Below are 15,774 nucleotides of genomic sequence, written 5' to 3'. Positions count from 1 at the left end.
ACCCGCCCGGGCGCCCCTCACGCATCGCACCTCACGCATCAGGCATCACGCATCACGCCTGCGGCGACCTCGCGTCGTACCGGGCGAACCCGCGCCAGCGCAGGGCCAGCAGGAGCAGCACCAGCACGCACCCGAGCCCGCCGCCCGTGATCGCCACGGCCGGTGAGGTCAGGTCGGCGGCGGTCCCGGCGAGGAAGTCCCCGAGCCGGGGCCCGCCCGCGACGACCACGATGAACACGCCCTGCAGGCGCCCGCGCATCTCGTCCGGGGTCGCGGCCTGCATCATCGTGGAGCGGAACACCATGGAGATGGTGTCGGCGCAGCCCGCCGCGGCCAGGAAGAACAGCCCGAGCCACAGGTTCCGGGTGAGTCCGAACACCGCGATGGCCAGCCCCCAGGCAGCCACCGAGAGCAGGATCGCCAGCCCGTGCCGCCGGATCCGGCCCTGCCAGCCGGAGAACAGCCCGCCCAGCAGCGCCCCGACGGCCGGCGCGGCCACCAGCAGGCCGACGGTCTTGGCGTCGCCGCCGTACCAGAGCACGGCGATGGCGGGGAACAGCGCCTTCGGCTGCGCCAGCACCATGGCGGCCATGTCGGAGAAGAACGTCATCCGGATGTTCGGCCGCGTGCCGAGGAAGCGCAGTCCGTCCAGGACCGAGGCCCGTCCCCGCTTGCCGCCCTCCCGCTCGGGCAGCATCGCGGGCAGCCGCCACACTGCGTAGAGGGCGGCGCAGAACGTGACGGCGTCGATCAGGTACGCGGCCTGGTAGCCCCACCACCCGACAATGAGCCCGCCGAGCACCGGGCCGATCATCGTCCCGGAGGTCATCGTCACCGAGTTCAGCGCATTGGCGGCGGGCAGCTGCTCGGCCGGCAGCAGCCGCGGGATCATCGCGGACCGGGCGGGCCCGTTGAGGGCGCCGCAGACCGCCTGGAGCGCCACGACCGTGTACAGCAGCCAGACCCGGTGGTAGTCGAGCACCGCGGCTCCGGCCAGCGCGATCGACAGGGCCGAGAGGCCGAGGGAGCTGTAGAGGCCGAGCTTGCGCCGGTCCACGGTGTCGGCGATGGCGCCGCCGTAGAGCCCGAAGACGACGAGCGGGACGAGGGAGAAGAGTCCGACGAGCCCGACCGAGAAGCTGGACCGGGTGATGTCGTAGACCTGGAGCGAGATCGCGAGGGCGGTCATCGCCTGGCCCATCCAGGAGATGGTGCCGCCGACCCACAGCCGCCGGTAGTCCGCGGACGTGCGCAGCGGGGTCAGGTCCGCGAATATCCGCGTCGCGCGTCGGGTGGGGGTGGGTGTGGGGGTGCTCGTACCGGTCACAGCGGATGATAACCGGCGGCCGTTCGGCGACCCCAGGCATTAACGGGCCGGGAGCCTGTACACATCCGGCCCACGCGCACGCGCACCAGTCGCCCCATCCGGACCCGCGGCCTCAGACCGGGCCGGTCCTTGCCGGTAACTCGCCACTGTCACAGGACATTTGACTGAATCGGCGTGCGCTCCTCACCTCTTGTTCGGCTCATGATGAAAAGACTCGTATGTCCAGGGAGGCGTAGTGATCGAACCTGGCAACAGCACCACGAGCACCGGCAGCGCGGACAACGGCGTCCACGCGTCCCCTCTCACGGCCCCGCTGACCGTCGGTGTCGAGGAGGAGTTCCTCCTCGTCGACGCCCGCACCTTCCGGGTGGTCCCGGCCGCCCCGCTCGTCCTGGCCACCGCCGCGGGCCTGCCCCACGAAGTGCATCCCGAGGGAACCCGCTACCAGGTGGAGATCTCCACCCCGGTCGCCGACTCGGCGCCGATGCTGCGCGAGGAGCTCGCCATCCTGCGGCGCACCCTCGCCCGGGCGGCCCGCGCCCACGGCTGCCGGCTGCTGGCCGCGCCCTCGCCGGTGGTGGCCGTGGAAGGGCCGCTGCACCTGACCGACGACGAGCCGCGCCAGCGCGAGCAGCACCGCCGCTTCGGCGCGCTCACCGACACCCTCGTCAGCTGCGGCCGCCACATCCACATCGGCACCCTCGACGTGGACACGGCGGTGGCGGTCTCGAACCGGGTCAGACCATGGCTGCCCACGCTGATCGCGCTGGCCGCCAACTCGCCGTTCTGGGGCGGCCGTGACACCGGTCACGCCAGCTGGCGGGCGATGGCCTGGTCGGGCTGGCCCTCGGCGGGCCTGCCCCCGCACTTCACGTCCACGGCCGACTTCCGGCGCTCGGTGCAGACCCTGCTCGGCTCCGGGGCGGCCCTGGACACGAAGATGGTCTATTGGGACCTCCGCCCGTCCGGGCACTGGCCGACGCTCGAGATCCGGGCGCCCGACATGTCCCCGGACATCGACACGGCGATCCTCCAGGCCGAGCTGGTCCGCGCCCTGGTGGCGACCATCCTGCGGGACATCGCGGAGCAGCGCCCCGAACCGGCGCTGCGGGACGACGTACTGCGCCTCGCGCGCTGGCGGGCGGCGCACGACGGGCTGGAGGGCTTCGGCCTCGACCCGTTCACGGGGGCCGAACTCCCGGCGCCGGACCTGGCGGAGGCCCTGCTGGACCTGGTCGCCCCGGAACTGGCGGCGTCGGGCGAGCTCGACCACGCGGCCAAGACCCTGGCAGGCCTCTTGCGCGACGGCTCGGGCGCCCACCGCCAACGCGCGGCGTTCGCCCGCCGCCAGGACCTGAACGACGTACTGCGCCACTTGGCGGACGAAACGGAGAACTTCTAGCCCCGGAGACCCGGGGAGGGCCCCGGGATGACCCCGGACACCCCCGGATACGCCAAAGCCGCAGGCGAGAACGTTTCTTCGCCTGCGGCTCGCAGTGGGGCGGGTGGGACTCGAACCCACGGCCGACGGATTATGAGTCCGCTGCTCTAACCGGCTGAGCTACCGCCCCTTCACGGCGTGGCGCGTACATGTGTGCGCGCCGTCTGCCGCAGCATAGCCGCTCATACGATCTCCTGCCTCGGATGCCTCGCATGATCGGCTTCGCCTGCCGAGGGAGACCGTTCTGAGGGCTGCCCGGTTCCAGAACCAGGGCAAAAAGAAAGAGGACCCGCGTGAGGTCCTCTTCTTTCACGCTCCCCCGACTGGACTCGAACCAGTAACCTGCCGGTTAACAGCCGGCTGCTCTGCCAATTGAGCTACAGGGGACTGCGCTCCCCCGACTGGACTCGAACCAGTAACCTGCCGGTTAACAGCCGGCTGCTCTGCCAATTGAGCTACAGGGGATTGCTGCAGTGCTCCGAACAGCCCACCTCCGGCCTTGCCGGGGGGCGAGCGCCCGTTGCGAGTCATAGATTAGCGCAAGCAGGGGGGTGCTCCGCCAATCGGTATCGCCAGCAGGCCGGGCACCACACGACGAAGGGTGGCAGGCATGCGGTACAAGGTCACGTTCGTGGTCGGACTGGCCCTCGGGTACGTGCTCGGAACGCGTGCGGGGCGCGAGCGCTACGAGCAGATGAAGAAGTCGGCGCGCGAGATCGCGCAGAACCCGGCGGTGCGCAATGCCGCCGAGACCGCCGGTCACACGGGCCGCGAGTACGCCGGGAAGGCCTTCGCCGTCGTCGGCGACAAGGTCGGCAACGCGGTCCCGGCGTCCCTGGCCGGACGGGTACGGGGACTGCGCGACCGGGCCGGCGGCGGCTCCGAGGATGAATGGGGCACCAGCAACACCTGAACCGTGGGAACCGGCCGGGATCCGGCGCCTCCGGGCGGCGGATCCCGGCCCGGCGTGCGGCAGAATTCTCCGCATGGGGATAGTCGCCGGGCTGGACAGTTCTTCCGCCTTCACTCGCATCGTCGTCTGTGACACCGACACGGGTGCCGTGCTGCGCCAGGGGTACGCGCCCCATCCGCAGCCCGCGGGCGATCCCGAGAGCGTCCACCCCCACGAGACCGACCCCCAGGCCTGGCTGCTCTCCCTCGGCGAGGCCGCCGGCGGCGGGCTCCTCGAAGGCGTCCAGGCCATAGGCGTATCCGCGCAGCAGCACGGGCTGCTGCCCCTGGACCAGCAGGGCGCCCTCGTACGTCCGGCCCTGGTCGGCAACGACAAGCGCGGCCAGGTCGCCGCCGCCGACCTCATCGAGGCGCTCGGCGGCCGGCACGCCTGGGCCGAGGCCGTCGGATCCGTCCCGCAGTCCGCGCAGCCGGTGGCGAAGCTGGCCTGGCTGGCCCGCGCCGAGCCGGAGGCGGCCCGGCGGGTGGCCGTGCTGATGTCCGCGCACGACTGGCTGGTCTGGCAGCTGCTGGGCCGGCCCGCCCGGCGGACCACGGACCGGGGCGGCGCCTCGGGCACCGGGTACTGGTCGGCGGCCACCGGTTCGTACCGCCCCGACCTGGTCGAGCTGGCGCTCGGGCACATGGCGCTGCTGCCCGAGGTGCTCGGACCGGCCGATGCCGCCGGCATGACCCCGGAGGGGCTGCTGATCTCCGCAGGCACCGGGGAGACCATGGCCGCCGCGCTCGGGCTGGGCCTCGGGCCCGGCGACGCGGTGGTCTCGCTGGGCGCCTCCGGCTCGGTGATGGCCGTGCACCACGAGGCGCTGTCGGAGCCGGGCGGGCTGATCACCTCGCTGGCCGACGCCAGCGGCATGCACCTGCCGGTGGTGAACACCTCCAACGCCGTACGGGCCCTGCGCGGCACCGCCGAACTGCTGGGCACCGATCTCGAGGGGCTGTCCGCGCTCGCGCTGAAGTCGACGCCGGGCGCGCACGGCCTCGTACTGCTCCCGTACCTGGAGGGTGAGCGCACGCCCAACCTGCCGCACACCGCCGGGACGCTGTCCGGGCTGCGGCGGGACTCGATGAAGCCGGAACACCTGGCCCGGGCCGCGTTCGAGGGCATGCTGTGCGGGCTCGTCGACGCGCTCGACGTGCTGCGCCTGCGCGGGGTCGAGATCCGCCGGGTGTTCCTGCTGGGCGCGGCCGCCGAGCTGCCCGCCGTACAGGCCGCGGCTCCCGGGCTGTTCGGGACGCAGATCGTCGTACCGGCGCCGGCCGACTACGCGGCGCTCGGCGCGGCGCGCCAGGCGGCCTGGGCGCTCGGGGTGCAGCAGGGCACGCTGGCCCCGCACACCCCGCCGGTGTGGCCGGGCCCGGCGGCGCAGGTCTTCGAACCGGGCGAGGAGTACCCGGCCTGGCAGGCGGTGCGCCAGCAGTACATCGCGACGCGGGAGCAGATCCACCCCGGGGCGTTCCAGGGGTAGAGCCGCGCCGCTCCTCCCCTCGGGCGCGGGACCTACTGCCGTCGCAGTAGGCCCGGCGGCCGGTCTACTCCTTTTGACCGGCCTTTGCGAAAAGCGGTGGGGATCGGCGCCGGGGTGGCCGAAGATGGGGTGAACCCCACGATCTGCCGACCGGAGCCTGCGCGTGCTCATACGACTTCTGCGGACCCATTTGAGTCCGTACCGGAAACCCATCGCCCTCCTGGTCCTGCTGCAACTGCTGCAGACCAGCGCGATCCTCTACCTCCCCACTCTGAACGCGGACATCATCGACAACGGTGTCATCAGCGGGGACACCGGCTACATCCTGCGCTTCGGCGCCCTGATGCTCGGCGTCTCCCTCGTCCAGCTCGGGTGCAACATCGGCGCCGTCTACTTCGGCGCCCGTACCGCGGCCGCCGTCGGCCGCGACATCCGCGCGTCCGTCTTCGACCGGGTGCAGAGCTTCTCCGCGCGGGAGCTCGGCCAGTTCGGCGCGCCCTCGCTGATCACCCGTACGACGAACGACGTGCAGCAGATCCAGATGCTGGTGCTGATGACCTTCACGCTGATGGTCTCCGCGCCGATCATGTGCATCGGCGGCATCGCCATGGCGCTCTCGCTCGACGTGAAGCTGTCGGGCGTCCTGGTGGCCGTGGTCCCCGCCCTCGGCCTGTCGGTCGGCGCGATCGTCTTCAAGACGCGGCCGCTGTTCCGGAAGATGCAGGTCCGCCTGGACACCGTGAACCGGGTGCTGCGCGAGCAGATCACCGGCAACCGCGTCATCCGCGCGTTCGTGCGCGACGAGTACGAGAAGGACCGGTTCCGGGACGCCAACGCGGACCTGACCGGTGTCTCCCTCGCGGCCGGCAAGCTGCTCGCGCTCATGTTCCCGACCGTGATCGTCGTCGTGAACATCTCCAGCGTCGCCGTCATCTGGTTCGGCGCGATGCGCATCGACAGCGGCGGCATGGAGATCGGCCAGCTGACGGCCTTCCTCGCCTACCTGATGCAGATCGTCATGTCCGTGATGATGGCCACCTTCATGTTCATGATGGTGCCGCGCGCCGAGGTCTGCGCCGAGCGCGTCCAGGAGGTCCTGGACACCGAGTCCAGCGTGGTCCCGCCCACCGAGCCGATCCGCAAGCTCCTGCGCCGCGGCGTGCTGGAGCTGCGCGGCGCCGACTTCCGCTACCCGGGCGCCGAGGCGCCGGTGCTGCGCGGGGTGGACCTGGTGGCCCGCCCCGGCGAGACCACGGCGGTGATCGGCTCCACCGGCAGCGGCAAGTCCACGCTGCTGGGCCTGGTGCCCCGGCTGTTCGACGCGACCGGCGGCCACGTGCTGGTCGACGGGGAGGACGTACGCCGCATCGAGCCGGAGCTGCTGGCCAAGACTGTGGGCATGGTCCCGCAGAAGCCCTACCTCTTCTCCGGAACCGTCGCCTCCAACCTGCGGTACGGGCGTCCCGACGCCACCGACGAGGAGCTGTGGCGCGCGCTGGAAGTGGCGCAGGCCAAGGACTTCGTGTCCGCACTGGAGGGCGGTCTGGACGCGCCCGTCACCCAGGGCGGAACCAATGTCTCCGGAGGCCAGCGCCAGCGCCTGGCCATCGCCCGCACGCTGGTGCAGGGCCCGGAGATCTACCTCTTCGACGACTCCTTCTCGGCCCTGGACTACGCGACGGACGCGGCGCTGCGCGCGGCGCTCGCCCGCGAGACCGAGGACGCGACGGTGGTCATCGTCGCCCAGCGGGTCTCCACGATCCGCGACGCCGACCGGATCATCGTCCTGGACGAGGGCCAGGTCGTGGGCGAGGGGCGCCATCACGAGCTGATGGCCGACAACGAGACCTACCGGGAGATCGTGCTCTCCCAGCTGACGGAGGCGGAGGCCGCATGAGCGGGCCCGGAGGACGGATGATGATGGGGCCGGCCGAGCGGTCCCTGGATTTCAAGGGCTCGGGCAAACGGCTGCTGCGCCAGATCGCGTACGACAGGGCCAAGCTGTGGGGCATGGTCCTCGCCGTCGTCGGCAGCGTCACCTGCTCGGTCATCGGCCCGAAGATCCTCGGTGAGGCCACCGACCTGGTGTTCGCGGGTATCGTCGGCCGGCAGATGCCGGCCGGGATCACCAAGCAGCAGGCGCTGGACGGGCTGCGCGCCAAGGGCGAGGGCGGGATGGCGGACATGCTGTCCGGCACCGACTTCACCCCCGGCGAGGGCATCGACTTCGGTGCCGTCGGGGTCGTGGCGATCTGGGCGCTGGTGGTCTTCACCCTCGCCGGCCTGCTGATGCTGGTCGCGACGCGGCTGTCGAACCACATCATGAACGGCACCGTGTACCGGATGCGCGAGGAGCTGCAGGGGAAGCTGTCGCGGCTGCCGCTGTCGTACTTCGACCGGCAGAAGCGCGGTGAGGTGCTGAGCCGGGCCACCAACGACATCGACAACATCGGGCAGACGCTGCAGCAGACGATGGGTCAGCTGCTCAACTCGCTGCTGACGATCGTCGGTGTGCTGACGATGATGCTCTGGATCTCCCCGCTGCTGGCGCTGGTCGCCCTGCTGACGATTCCGGTCTCGGTCTTCGTCGCGGCGAAGATCGGCAAGAAGTCGCAGCCACAGTTCGTGGCGCAGTGGAAGTCCACGGGCGCGCTCAACGCGCACATCGAGGAGATGTACTCGGGCCACGCGCTGGTCAAGGTCTTCGGACGGCAGAAGGAGTCCGCGGCCGTCTTCGCCGAGCAGAACGAGGCGCTGTACCGGGCCTCGTTCAAGGCGCAGCTGGTCAGCGGGATCATGCAGCCGGTGATGGTCTTCATCTCGAACATCAACTACGTGCTGGTGGCGGTCGTCGGCGGTCTGCGGGTGGCCTCGGGCAGCCTGTCGATCGGTGACGTGCAGGCCTTCATCCAGTACTCGCGCCAGTTCTCGATGCCGCTGACGCAGGTCGCGTCGATGGCGAACCTGGTGCAGTCCGGTGTCGCCTCGGCGGAGCGCGTGTACGAGCTGCTGGACGCGCAGGAGCAGGAGCCGGACGCCGAGGTGCCGGAGCGGCCGGAGCAGCTGCGCGGCCAGGTCACGCTCGACAAGGTGGCCTTCCGGTACGAGCCGGACAAGCCGCTGATCGAGAACCTGTCGCTGAGCGTCGAGCCCGGCAACACGGTCGCGATCGTCGGCCCGACGGGCGCCGGCAAGACCACGCTGGTCAACCTGCTGATGCGGTTCTACGAGGTCACGGGCGGCGAGATCGCCCTCGACGGGGTGGACATCGCGAAGATGACCCGCGAGGAACTGCGCAGCGGGATCGGCATGGTGCTCCAGGACACGTGGCTGTTCGGCGGCACCATCGCGGAGAACATCGCGTACGGCGCGGCCCGCGAGGTCACGCGCGCCGAGATCGAGGAGGCGGCGCGGGCCGCCCACGCGGACCGGTTCGTCCGCACCCTGCCGGACGGCTACGACACCGTGCTGGACGACGAGGGCGCGGGCGTCAGCGCGGGCGAGAAGCAGCTGATCACCATTGCCCGGGCGTTCCTGTCGGACCCGGTGATCCTGGTGCTCGACGAGGCGACGAGCTCGGTGGACACCCGTACCGAGGTGCTGATCCAGAAGGCGATGGCCCGCCTCGCGCACGGTCGTACGTCCTTCGTGATCGCGCACCGGCTGTCCACGATCCGCGATGCGGACGTGATCCTGGTGATGGAGAACGGCTCGATCGTGGAGCAGGGCACGCACGAGGAGCTGCTGGCGGCGGACGGCGCGTACGCGCGGCTGTACGCGGCGCAGTTCGCGCAGGCGGTGGCCGAGGTCGACTAGCGTCGACGTGTCGGCTTGGTGTGGGGGTGCCCTCTCGGCAGAGGGCACCCCTTCTCCGTACTCAGTCCAGGTAGCCGCGGAGCTGGTCGGCGAAGGCGTGGTCGCGCAGCTTGTTGAGCGTCTTGGACTCGATCTGCCGGATCCGCTCGCGCGTCACGCCGAAGATCCGCCCGATCTCCTCCAGTGTGCGGGGCCGGCCGTCGGCCAGGCCGTAGCGCAGCTGGACGACCTTGCGTTCGCGCTCGCCGAGGGTCGACAGCACGGCTTCCAGGTGCTCGCGGAGCAGGAAGAACGCGGCGGACTCCATGGGCGAGGCCGCGTCCCCGTCCTCGATCAGGTCACCGAGGGCGACGTCGTCCTCCTCGCCGACCGGCGCGTGGAGCGAGACCGGCTCCTGGGCGAGGCGCAGCACCTCCAGGACCCGCTCGGGGGTCAGCTCGAGGTGGACGGCGACCTCTTCGGCGGTGGGCTCGTACCCGCGTTCCTGGAGCATGCGGCGCTGTACGCGCACGACGCGGTTGATCAGCTCCACGACGTGCACGGGTACGCGGATGGTGCGGGCCTGGTCGGCGAGGGCCCGCGACATGGCCTGCCGGATCCACCAGGTGGCGTAGGTGGAGAACTTGTACCCCCGGGCGTAGTCGAACTTCTCAACGGCCCGGATGAGCCCGAGGTTCCCCTCCTGCACGAGGTCGAGCATGGTGAGCCCGCGGCCCACGTAGCGCTTCGCGACGGAGACGACGAGCCTCAGGTTCGACTCGATGAGGCGCCTCTTGGCCATCCGCCCCATGACGACGAGCTTGTCGAGGTCGAGGGCGAGCCGCAGGTCGAGGTCGGGGGTGTTGCCCAGCTTCTCCTCGGCGAAGAGTCCGGCTTCGACGCGGCGCGCGAGCTCGACCTCCTCGGCGGCGGAAAGCAGCGGGATCCTGCCTATCTCGCGCAGGTACTGCCGGAACAGGTCGGCGGAAGGGCCGGCTCCGCCGCTGTCCGCGCGCCGGCGCTGCTCGGGCACCTGCTCGATCAGCTCCAGCGCCTCGGGCTCTTCGGGCTCCTCGTCCACGGCGTCGACCTCGGGCTCTTCACCCGCAATGGCCTCGGTGTCTTGGACGGGCGGGCTCACGTTGACGGTCAGGATCTGGGTCTGCACGGGGGCGACCTCCAGGGCTCCGAGGACGGGGGCACCGCACCTCAGTGTGGGGTACGACACATCACTGCCACGAGGGGCGTGCGAGCACTTTCTGAGTCCGGTGCGTGACCGGATGGTTACCCCCCGCCGGGAATCCCGATGCGGATCGGACGCATGTCCGAGAAGATCGATGCCATGTCCGAGTACGAAACCCACGTGACCGTGCGCTGCCCCGACCCGGCTGAGCTCGCGCGACTCGAAGCGTGGGCCGGGGGACGGGGGTTGAAGGTGACGCACATCCTGCTGGCCCGGGGCCGGATGGTGTCCCAGCCGATGCTGACCCTGCGGGACCGCGACGGCCACGAGGCCCTGGTGCCCCGGCTGCGGGCGGCGGGCTTCGACCCGGTGCGGGTCAAGGTGGAGACGGTCCCCTGGACCACGGACCGCCCGGGCCCCGGCGGCGGCTACTTCGAGCACCACCTGAAGCTGCTCCTGCCGGCGGACTTCGACCGGCCCGCCCTGGAGGCCCTGGTGACCCCGCACGGGGCGCACCTGTCCTGGAACGCCCGCCGGATCCTGGCCGGGGGCGCGCACGAGCGGTTCGTGACCCAGCGGTGGCGGGGCACGGCGGCGGGCGCGACGGCGGCGTGCGACGCGCTGGCCGCTGCGCTCGGCTCGACGGGGTACGAAATCCGCTCGGAGGAGCGGGAGTTCGTGCTGTACGACAGCAACCTGTCGGTGGACGACGGCTGGATCGGTGAAGGGGTGGCGACATGACCGCGACGAGCGTGCAGGACGCGGCCGGGGACGAGTGGAGGCGACGCCAGTACGACCTGCCGCGCACGTCCACGGCCGGCCTGGACACGGCGGCCCCCGAGGCCCGGGTCTTCGACCCGGCGCTCAAGCACTTCGCGGACGGCTACCGGATCACGGACTCGGCCGTGGACGGTGCGCTGCGCCCCGCCTGGCGGGCCGCCCGCCGGACCGCGCTCGACGTGGTGGCGCGGGGCGTCGCCCGGTCTGGCTGGGCGGACTCGCTGGTCCTGCGCGGCAGCATGCTCATGGCGGGCTGGTTCGGAGCGGCGGCCCGGGAGCCGCACGACCTGGACTTCGTGGTGGTCCCCCGGGACTGGGCGATCGAGGAACCGCGCACGGAGCAGATGCTGGCGGCCGTCGCGGAGGCGGCCGAGCGGGCCGCCTCCGAGCAGGGCGGGCTGGTGATCCCGGCCGGCGCGGCGGTCTCCGAGGACATCTGGACGTACGAGCGGGTTCCCGGGCGCCGCCTGGTCCTGCCCTGGTCCGCCCCGGGGCTGCCCGGGGGCCAGGTCCAGCTGGACTTCGTCTTCAACGAGCGACTCCCTGCGGAGGCGGAGCCGGCCGATGTCGCGGGCGTGCGCCTGCGGGCGGCGACGCCGGAGCTGTCGCTGGCCTGGAAGCTGGTCTGGCTGGCCACGGACATGTACCCGCAGGGCAAGGACCTCTACGACGCGGTCCTGCTCGCCGAACGCTGCACGGCCCCGTACGAGCTGATCCACACGGTCTTCCGGGAGTCGGGCGAGTACTTCCCGCCGAAGGCACCCTGGGACACCCCGCTGACGCTGGAGGCCTTCTCCGAGGTCAAGTGGGCCGACTGGGAGGCCTTCCGGGCGGACTACCCGGGGATCTCCGGCTCCGCCGCGTCCCACGCCGAGCGGCTGCTGGCCGCGCTGGCGCCGACGTTCGACCGGCGGAGCCGGCCGGCGGTCAGGCCGGCTCGACGCGGACCGCGCAGACCTTGAACTCCGGCATCCGGGACACCGGGTCGAGGGCAGGGTTGGTCAGGGAGTTGGCGCGGCCCTCGCCCGGCCAGTGGAACGGCATGAAGACCGTGTCCGCGCGGATGGTGTCCGTGATGCGGGCCGGGGCCACCGCGCGGCCGCGGCGGGAGACGACCGCGAGCGGGGCCCCCTCGACCGCGCCGATACGGGACGCCAGGCGCGGGTGGAGTTCCACGAAGGGCCCGGGGGCGGCCGCGTTGAGCTCGTCCACGCGGCGGGTCTGGGCGCCCGACTGGTACTGGGCGACCACGCGGCCGGTGGTGAGCAGGACGGGGTACTCGGCGTCGGGGATCTCGGCCGCATCGCGGTGGGAGACGGGGACGAAGCGGGCCCGGCCGTCGTCGGTGGCGAAGCGGTCCAGGAAGAGCCGCGGGGTGCCGGCGTGGGCATCGTCCGGGCAGGGCCAGAAGACGCCCTGTTCGGCCTCGATACGGGCGTAGGAGATGCCCGAGTAGTCCGCGGGGCCGCCGGCCGAGGCACGGCGGAGCTCCTCGAAGACCTCCTCGGGGGCGGTGGGGAAACCCTTCTCGATGCCGAGGCGGGCGGCCAGCCCGTGCAGGACCTCCAGGTCGGTGCGCACCCCCGGCGGCGGGGTCAGGGCGCGGCGGCGCAGCAGGACGCGGCCCTCCAGGTTGGTGGTGGTGCCGGTCTCCTCCGCCCACTGGGTGACGGGGAGGACCACGTCGGCGAGGGCCGCCGTCTCGGAGAGGACCACGTCCGCCACCGCCAGGAAGTCCAGGGAGCGGATGCGGTCCTCGATGTGGGCGGCGCGGGGGGCCGAGACCACCGGGTTGGAGCCCATGAGGAGGAGGGCCTTCACCTCCGTGCCGAGGGCGTCGAGGAGTTCGTACGCACTGCGGCCCGGGGCGGGCAGGCTGTCGGGGTCGACGCCCCAGACCTCGGCGACGTGCGCCCGCGCCGCGGGGTCGGTGAGCTTGCGGTAGCCGGGGAGCTGGTCGGCCTTCTGGCCGTGTTCGCGGCCGCCCTGGCCGTTGCCCTGGCCGGTGAGGCAGCCGTACCCGGAGAGCGGGCGGCCGGCGCGGCCGGTGGCCAGGCACAGGTTGATCCACGCGCCGACGGTGTCGGTGCCCTTGAACTGCTGCTCGGGTCCGCGGGCGGTCAGGACCATCGCGGAGGACGGCGCGCAGAACAGGGAGACCGCCTCGCGGAGTTTCGGGACGGGCACGCCGGTGATCCGCTCCACCAGCTCCGGCCAGTGCGCCATCGCCGCGGCCCGGGCCTCCTCCCAGCCGGTGGTCCGCTCGGCGATGAACTCCTCGTCGGTGCGGCCTTCGGCGACGACCAGGTGCAGCAGGCCCAGCGCGAGGGCGAGGTCCGTCCCGGGGCGGGGGGCGAGGTGCAGGTCGGCCTGTTCGGCGGTGCGGGTCCGGCGCGGGTCGATGACGATCAGCGTGCCGCCGTTCGCCTTGAGCTCGGTGAGGTAGCGCAGGGCGGGCGGCATGGTCTCGGCCAGGTTCGAGCCGACGAGGATGACGCAGCCGGTCCGCGGGATGTCCTCCAGGGGGAAGGGGAGTCCGCGGTCCAGTCCGAAGGCCCGCTGGTGGGCGGCTGCGGCCGAGGACATGCAGAAGCGGCCGTTGTAGTCGATCTGCGAGGTCCGCAGGGCGACCCGGGCGAACTTGCCGAGCGCGTAGGCCTTCTCGTTGGTCAGCCCGCCGCCGCCGAACACCCCCACTGCGTCGGGCCCGTGCGTACGGCCCGAGCGGGCGAGGCCCTCGGCGACGGTGTCGAGGGCCTCCTCCCAGGTGGCCGGCTCCAGCCGTCCGGCGTGGGTGCGGACGAGCGGCCCGGTCAGGCGCACCCGGGAGGAGAGCACGGCGGGGGCGGTGCGCCCCTTGCCGCACAGCGCACCCCGGTTCACGGGGAAATCCTCCCTCTCCTCCACCACGACGCTCGCGCCGCCCGGCTCAGGGCGGAGGTTCATCCCGCACTGCAGCGCGCAGTACGGGCAGTGCGTGGCGGTGGCGGAGTCCGGGGTGTGCATACGGCCCAGCCTGCGGCGGCGGTGTTACGCGGGCCGCCGCCTCCGGTTACACCTCCCGTACGGGCACCTCAGCGCGGACCGGCCGGCCCGGTGAGGCCCGCCGGACGCCCGTGCAGGCGGCCGGCACCCGGTCGAGGCCCACCGACGCCCGGCCGGAGCCGCCGACGCGCGGCCAGGGCCAGGGCAGGTGCTAGTGGCCGGGGCCGGTGCTACTGGCCGGTGAGGTTCCGGACGGTCAGTCCGGCGGTCCAGCCGCCGTCCACCGCGAGTTCGGCGCCCGTCATGTACGCGGCGGCGTCGGAGAGGAGGAAGGCGACCGCCGGGGCTATCTCCTCCGGGGCGCCGACGCGGCCCATCGGGGCGCCGGGGAAGTTGCCCTCGCCGGGCCGGATGCCGACCGGGGCGGTCATCGGGGTCAGCGTCATGCCCGGGTGTACCGAGTTGACCCGGATCCCCGCCTCGGCGAGCTCGACCGCGCCGATCTTCGACAGGCCGCGCACGCCCCACTTGGAGGCCCCGTACCCCGCGGTGAGCGCCAGGCCGGTGAGCCCTGCCGCGGACGAGATGTTGACGATGCAGCCGCCGCCGTTCGCCCGCAGCAGCGGTATCGCGGTCTTCATGCCGATGAAGGTGCCGACCAGGTTGATCTCGACGACCTGGCGGAAGTGTTCGACGCTCTCGTGCTCCAGGAGCTGCCCGGTGGGTATGCCGGCGTTGTTCACGAGCCCGTCCATCCGGCCGAACTCGGCCACGGCGTGGTCGAGGGCGGCCTGCCAGTCGGCCTCGCTCGTGACGTCGTGCCGCAGGAACCGCGCCGCGCCACCCAGCTTCTCGGCCGTCTGCGCGCCCTCCGCCTCCAGCACGTCGGTGATCAGCACGCTGCCGCCGCCTTCCACGACGGCCTGCGCCGCCGCCGCGCCCAGCCCCCGGGCTCCCCCGGTGATGACGACGGCCTTGCCGCTCAGATCCACAACAGCCACGGTTCCACACCCCTGACGGTGAGACGGACACACTCGCATATGACCATTCGGCATAGAGAGCCGACGGCGCGTCAGTTTGCCGGAGCACCCAGGGCCCGCGACACCCCCGGTTCCTTCGGCCCCATGAACCGCGGTTCCGGCTTGAACACCGCGTCGATCGCCGCCTTGCCCGCCGCGAAGACCTCGCGCGTGCCGCCGTAGTACCAGGTCGCATCGTGCTCGTCATCCACCCCGACCCCGTACGCCTCCACGCCCGCCGCATCGCACAGCGCGACGGCCCGGCGTATGTGGAAGCCCTGACTGATCAGCACGGCCCGCTTCACCCCGAAGATCTCCTTCGCCCGGACACAGGAGTCCCAGGTGTCGAAGCCGGCGTAGTCGCTGACGATGCGGTCGCCCGGCACCCCGTGGGCGGTCAGGTACGTGCGCATCGCGTCGGGCTCGTCGTACTCGGTGCGGCTGTTGTCCCCGGTGACGAGCACGACCTTGGCCTTGCCGGTCCGGTACAGCTCGGCCGCCGCATCGAGCCGTCTGGCCAGATACGGGGTCGGCCGCCCGTTCCACAGCCCCGCCCCGAACACCACCGCCACCTCGGCGGCCGGCGCATCGGCCGTGCTCCGCAGCCGGTCCGCGGCCGCCGCATGCGTCCATGCCGAGGGCAGCAGGAGCAGCACGCAGCCGGCGACCACCGTCTGAACGGCCCGCCGCCGCCCCGCCACCGTCCTCGTCCAGCCCGGAACCAGCTTCAGCTTCATGGTCGATCCCCCCGTTGCACCACACGTCGTTCGCACACATTGACGATCTACGCCCGGCCCCCAGTT

12 protein-coding genes and 3 tRNA genes are annotated in these 15,774 nt (G+C 72.0%); 7 read left to right on the top strand and 8 right to left on the bottom strand.

The features are described 5' to 3' along the window. Window positions 1-52: 52 nt before the first annotated feature. Window positions 53-1,327 carry an MFS transporter gene (locus AB5J51_RS26600; RefSeq protein ID WP_133898123.1) on the bottom strand — a complete coding sequence of 425 codons (1,275 nt, stop codon included), beginning with the start codon at window positions 1,325-1,327 and terminating at the stop codon, window positions 53-55. A gap of 235 nt (window positions 1,328-1,562) precedes the next feature. Here AB5J51_RS26600 and AB5J51_RS26595 point away from each other — a divergent pair, with 235 nt between their 5' ends. Beyond that, entirely contained in the window at window positions 1,563-2,729 is a 1,167-nt protein-coding gene (locus AB5J51_RS26595; protein WP_369778803.1) for a glutamate--cysteine ligase, read from the top strand. 95 nt (window positions 2,730-2,824) lie between these two features. Here AB5J51_RS26595 and AB5J51_RS26590 read toward each other — a convergent pair. The 3 genes from AB5J51_RS26590 to AB5J51_RS26580 all read right to left on the bottom strand — a co-directional run bounded on the left by AB5J51_RS26590 (window position 2,825) and on the right by AB5J51_RS26580 (window position 3,233). Beyond that, window positions 2,825-2,898 (bottom strand) — tRNA-Ile (locus AB5J51_RS26590). A 184-nt stretch (window positions 2,899-3,082) separates the two neighbouring features. After that, window positions 3,083-3,155 (bottom strand) — tRNA-Asn (locus AB5J51_RS26585). Window positions 3,156-3,160: 5 nt separating this feature from the next. After that, window positions 3,161-3,233, bottom strand: a tRNA-Asn gene (locus AB5J51_RS26580). A gap of 145 nt (window positions 3,234-3,378) precedes the next feature. Between AB5J51_RS26580 and AB5J51_RS26575 the strand changes: the two genes are divergently transcribed. The 4 genes from AB5J51_RS26575 (at window position 3,379) to AB5J51_RS26560 (ending at window position 9,025) form a co-directional block, all read left to right on the top strand. Next, window positions 3,379-3,681 carry a YtxH domain-containing protein gene (locus AB5J51_RS26575; RefSeq protein WP_369778802.1) on the top strand — a complete coding sequence of 101 codons (303 nt, stop codon included), beginning with the start codon at window positions 3,379-3,381 and terminating at the stop codon, window positions 3,679-3,681. Window positions 3,682-3,754: 73 nt separating this feature from the next. Then, window positions 3,755-5,209: an FGGY family carbohydrate kinase gene (locus AB5J51_RS26570; RefSeq protein WP_053785323.1), complete on the top strand. Its 1,455-nt coding sequence runs from the start codon at window positions 3,755-3,757 to the stop codon at window positions 5,207-5,209. Between the two features lie 163 nt (window positions 5,210-5,372). Continuing rightward, window positions 5,373-7,106, top strand: a complete 1,734-nt coding sequence (locus AB5J51_RS26565; protein ID WP_053785324.1) for an ABC transporter ATP-binding protein — start codon at window positions 5,373-5,375, stop codon at window positions 7,104-7,106. Further along, complete coding sequence (locus AB5J51_RS26560; RefSeq protein ID WP_053785325.1) at window positions 7,103-9,025, top strand: ABC transporter ATP-binding protein; 1,923 nt, start codon at window positions 7,103-7,105, stop codon at window positions 9,023-9,025. The genes AB5J51_RS26565 and AB5J51_RS26560 overlap by 4 nt, the downstream gene beginning before the upstream one ends. A 61-nt stretch (window positions 9,026-9,086) precedes the next feature. Here the strand turns inward: AB5J51_RS26560 and AB5J51_RS26555 are convergent, their stop codons facing one another. Then, on the bottom strand, window positions 9,087-10,232 hold the full coding sequence (locus tag AB5J51_RS26555) for an RNA polymerase sigma factor (protein WP_369778801.1): 1,146 nt from the start codon (window positions 10,230-10,232) through the stop codon (window positions 9,087-9,089). Window positions 10,233-10,325: 93 nt separating this feature from the next. Here AB5J51_RS26555 and AB5J51_RS26550 point away from each other — a divergent pair, with 93 nt between their 5' ends. Together AB5J51_RS26550 and AB5J51_RS26545 are read left to right on the top strand one after the other, a co-directional pair. After that, on the top strand, window positions 10,326-10,928 hold the full coding sequence (locus tag AB5J51_RS26550) for a hypothetical protein (protein ID WP_369778800.1): 603 nt from the start codon (window positions 10,326-10,328) through the stop codon (window positions 10,926-10,928). Continuing rightward, entirely contained in the window at window positions 10,925-11,929 is a 1,005-nt protein-coding gene (locus tag AB5J51_RS26545) for a nucleotidyl transferase AbiEii/AbiGii toxin family protein (RefSeq protein WP_053785327.1), read from the top strand. Before AB5J51_RS26550 ends, AB5J51_RS26545 begins: the two co-directional genes overlap by 4 nt. Here AB5J51_RS26545 and AB5J51_RS26540 read toward each other — a convergent pair. The 3 genes from AB5J51_RS26540 to AB5J51_RS26530 all read right to left on the bottom strand — a co-directional run bounded on the left by AB5J51_RS26540 (window position 11,895) and on the right by AB5J51_RS26530 (window position 15,708). Beyond that, window positions 11,895-13,973 (bottom strand): molybdopterin oxidoreductase family protein, encoded by a 2,079-nt coding sequence (locus AB5J51_RS26540; protein WP_369778799.1) that lies wholly within the window; start codon window positions 13,971-13,973, stop codon window positions 11,895-11,897. The two genes, AB5J51_RS26545 and AB5J51_RS26540, sit on opposite strands and share 35 nt — an antisense overlap. Before the next feature lie 209 nt (window positions 13,974-14,182). Continuing rightward, on the bottom strand, window positions 14,183-14,992 hold the full coding sequence (locus AB5J51_RS26535; RefSeq protein WP_369778798.1) for a glucose 1-dehydrogenase: 810 nt from the start codon (window positions 14,990-14,992) through the stop codon (window positions 14,183-14,185). Window positions 14,993-15,024: 32 nt separating this feature from the next. Beyond that, window positions 15,025-15,708, bottom strand: a complete 684-nt coding sequence (locus AB5J51_RS26530; RefSeq protein ID WP_053785330.1) for a vancomycin high temperature exclusion protein — start codon at window positions 15,706-15,708, stop codon at window positions 15,025-15,027. Window positions 15,709-15,774: the final 66 nt, after the last annotated feature.

Source organism: Streptomyces sp. R33, assembly GCF_041200175.1.
In the GTDB taxonomy this organism is placed as follows: domain Bacteria; phylum Actinomycetota; class Actinomycetes; order Streptomycetales; family Streptomycetaceae; genus Streptomyces; species Streptomyces katrae_B.
Note: the sequence above shows the minus strand (reverse complement) of the source record. Positions and strands in the feature narration are given on the sequence as shown.